The following is a 3,407-nucleotide window of genomic DNA, read 5'->3' as shown; positions in this document are numbered from 1 at the left end:
ATCCCATGTCGATCACTCCGTATGCCTCCAGCTGCTTCAAGCCGAGGCAGGGTTGCACATGGGTCAATTCTCAATGACAATTTTGGCGGTTGCCGGGTCAATTCTCAGTGGCAATCAACAGCCAGCCCGTCTCAACTGCGCATCATGCACGTGGAGGGCGACAGCATGGCGCCGACGCTGCTGAGCGGCGACGCGGTGCTGGTCGACATGACCCGCCGGGCGCCGAACCCGCCCGGCATCTTCGTGCTGGATGACGGGATGGGGCTGGTCGCCAAGCGGCTCGAGCACATCCCGAACAGCGATCCACCCGCAGTGCGCGTCATCTCCGACAACAAGCACTACCCCGAATATGAAAGAACGGCCGATGAGATCCACATCGTCGGCCGCATCCGTTGGTTCGCGCGGGAGATCTGAGGTGATCGCGTTTTGGGAGATCAATGATGATGCCGATCCGGCGGTGGCTTTCTCGCCGCTGGCGCGCAGGGTGGAGAAGACCTTCGCCTGGATTGGAGATCATGGCGGCATCCCCCTGACGCCCTCCAAGGCGATCAAGCGGGTCTTCGTGCACTGGGCCGCGGCCGAGTTCGACTGGCCCGGCCACACCTAGGCGGACCTCTTCGCCGTCAACAAGGTGCTGAACGAGCTTAACTTCGCCCCACACTACATGGAAGACGCAATTCTGACATCGTAAGCAACTGGACCCTTTCGATTGAAACGCAATCGGAACTTGACCGGCTGACCTTCTCGTAGATCCTCGTATTCGGATTCTCGTAGGGACGACATATGAGCAAAGACAGCAACCGGGTAACCACCAAAGCGGATAAAGAAGAAACGCTCTTTGCGGCTCTGCACAGTGCCCGCAAATTGTCCAAGTTTATCCGTCACAACGTCGTTTGCCGATGGCGCGCTTGACCGAAAACCTTCCGGAGCACGTTTATCGATGGTGTCAAAGAGCGACTTGGCCTCATCAACTTCTCCCTGCCAGAATAAGAATTCCGCCAGGAGGAAACGTGCGTCAAAGTTATGGTCTTCCGCAGAAAAGCTTGAGCGCAAACAGTATTGAGCGATTGATGCATCAACCTCATCCGATGCAAGGTGGACTTTCGCCAACTCGAAGTGAAGCGCCTTGTCACTTGGAAATTTTTCTAGCCCCTCTTTCAAAGTGACAATTCCCTGCTCCAACCCAGCTTTCTTGATCTTTATACGGGCGAGTCGAACGAAAACACCTGAGTTTCGGGGCCTCGCCCTAATAGCTTTCTCCAGCGAAGATTCTGCTAATTCACTCTCGCCCAACTTCTGCCAAAGCCTAGCCTCGGCCGCTGAAAACTCTGCTTCACTTGGATGATCTTGTTGCGCCCTCTTGAGCCGGTCCACTGCTGCGTCAACTTTAGAATCAAACTCAATGACCTCGAAGTCTTTTGACTCTTCGCTCATAATCTTAAGATGATCGAGGGCCTCATCAATTAGGAGATTGCAAAAGGTGAGGTCCTTCCGCGCATCATTCTTAATCCAAATCTCGTTGAGATAAGTGCGCGCTTGAGCTCTAAGCTGATCGGCCCTGATTGGCGAATCGGCGTTATTTGCCTTTCGTCTCGCAACTTCAGCAAGCGTGTGAATGTAGATGTGGTTGTTGTCATCAATCGAGCGAGCCATTTCTGCAAGCTCCTGCGCCCGATCCAAGCAGCCACTAGGATGGGTGTATTCAAAAATTGCTCCTTGCTGATATAGAAATGCAGAGCGGGGCGCCGCATCGAAGGCAGCAATAAAGATCTCCCTGCCATGCTCAACGTCAGAAAACATGGACGACAGCGTCCGTCCCTTGCATATTCCTTCCAGGATCATCTTGTCGGACGAGTAGCCGGCGTCCAGCCCAGTTATAATTCGTGCGAACTGGTGTGACTTTTCCGAATCCGTCGGGCAGCTTGTACCAAAGACAATGCTGGCCACCCTACTGTGGCGCGTTTCATAACCATGGTCCCCCGTGTATCTGTCTCGGATAACACGAACCATCCCCCGAAGCGGCGCGAAAAAACGCTCCTGAAAGTCTTCGAACCTAATCCCACTGATCCGGGAGATCGCACCCGCTCGTGCGGTTACCCGGAACTGGTGCATGGTAGCTACGTCGAGATAAAGACGCCTTGCAATATCAGGCTGAACTCTCTGGTACTCTTCTTGAACGATGTCCTCAAAAGGCTTCCCACGAGTAAGTTCGTGCAGGGCAACCAGTAGTTGTCTGTCAGATCTATCTTGGTCCAAGAAGGCAGCGATACGTTCTTGCCTGGGCTTCGCTTGCAGCATGCCTAGGCATTCATGACGATCCAGAAGGTCAACCAGATCTCCCGCTTCACGCTCGTTCAGACCACGCAACCAATAGATCTCCGGCGGATGCGATCTCTCAAGCTTGTCACAGTACGTTGACCAATCCGACTCGCGTTCAGAAGCCACAATTGTGATCGGAATTGACTTCGATTTCATTCGATCCAGCAGGTGCCTCACAGCCTCGGCGTGCAAGGCAACATGATCGACGAAAAGAACCCACCGAAGACCTGTCAGATCATACAGCTCTTCAAATACCTCTGGATGAAGAGCCCCGGCTTCTTTTAGCCATAAGACTGGCTCATCTAGCGCGCTCGCTGCATCATAAGCCGCACGGCGCAGTGAAACAGTCTTTCCAGAACCACCATGCCCATGGAGAAGTAGAAAATTCTGACCAGTAATGGATGCGCCATCGAGAGCATCATACAATATCTTTTCCCCTGATTTCCTTTGAAAATCGTATTTTCTAACTATTCCGCACCATCCGTTATCGTAGCCGGAATAAAAGAGAGATGGAGGGACCTCCTCGAAGGAAATACCAGAATGGATAAGCTCCAGATCAGTTGCCAGCGATTGGACCAATCTGTCAGATCCCGCAGAGTTAGTTCGAAAGAATTTTCGAACAGGATCACTTTCGTGCGGCGTTCGGGGCGGCAAACTCCTAAACAATGCTGGAATTTGCCTTTCAAGAAGTGACATGAAGCCGCCGAACTTTTCAGGTATGATTTCGACGTTCTTTGTTAGCCAGAACTTCCTATCGTGTTCATCGGCACCTGGCGCCACAATGTACCACTGCGGTCTCCTGCCAGGATCAATATCGTATATCAACGAACGAATATGAGCATCGGCGAGCCGATATCCAACAAAAATGATTACAGAATGTTGGGCCCAATGCTTGAGGCGCTCAAGAAGAGTTGTGCGATTAGCCTTTAATCTATGATAGTGCTCATGTGATAGAACTAGTGTAAGTGCTACGCCGACCCCCTCCTGCCATTTGCGACTTGATCCGGCCATTCTGCGCGCATGGGCGTGACGGAGGGTTTGGATTTTGGAAGTAGACGGCAAAATGGGCGTCCAATTGGGCGGCTCTA

The 3,407-nt window shown here is 52.6% G+C and carries 3 protein-coding genes; 2 read left to right on the top strand and 1 reads right to left on the bottom strand.

The genetic code is table 11. From position 1 onward, the window contains the following. Positions 1-21 precede the first annotated feature (21 nt). Together KNW02_RS20140 and KNW02_RS20135 are read left to right on the top strand one after the other, a co-directional pair. Positions 22-414 carry a S24 family peptidase gene (locus KNW02_RS20140; protein WP_256447779.1) on the top strand — a complete coding sequence of 131 codons (393 nt, stop codon included), beginning with the start codon at positions 22-24 and terminating at the stop codon, positions 412-414. Between the two features lies 1 nt (position 415). After that, the gene (locus tag KNW02_RS20135; RefSeq protein ID WP_252734156.1) at positions 416-607 is read left to right on the top strand and encodes a hypothetical protein; all 192 of its coding nucleotides are present in this window, start codon (positions 416-418) and stop codon (positions 605-607) included. A 53-nt stretch (positions 608-660) separates the two neighbouring features. On the opposite strand, the gene KNW02_RS20130 is transcribed toward KNW02_RS20135, so the two are convergent. Next, a partial coding sequence (locus tag KNW02_RS20130) for a P-loop NTPase (RefSeq protein WP_216034968.1) occupies positions 661-3,407 on the bottom strand: 2,747 nt, incomplete at its 5' end.

The sequence above is a fragment of the Paracoccus marinaquae genome (assembly GCF_018860165.1).
GTDB classification, from domain to species: domain Bacteria; phylum Pseudomonadota; class Alphaproteobacteria; order Rhodobacterales; family Rhodobacteraceae; genus Paracoccus; species Paracoccus marinaquae.
Note: the sequence above shows the minus strand (reverse complement) of the source record. Positions and strands in the feature narration are given on the sequence as shown.

Coding starts and splice junctions, on each gene's coding strand:
- KNW02_RS20140 (WP_256447779.1), top strand. CDS start 22: ATGCCTCCAGCTGCTTCAAGCCGAGGCAGGGTTGCACATGGGTCAATT.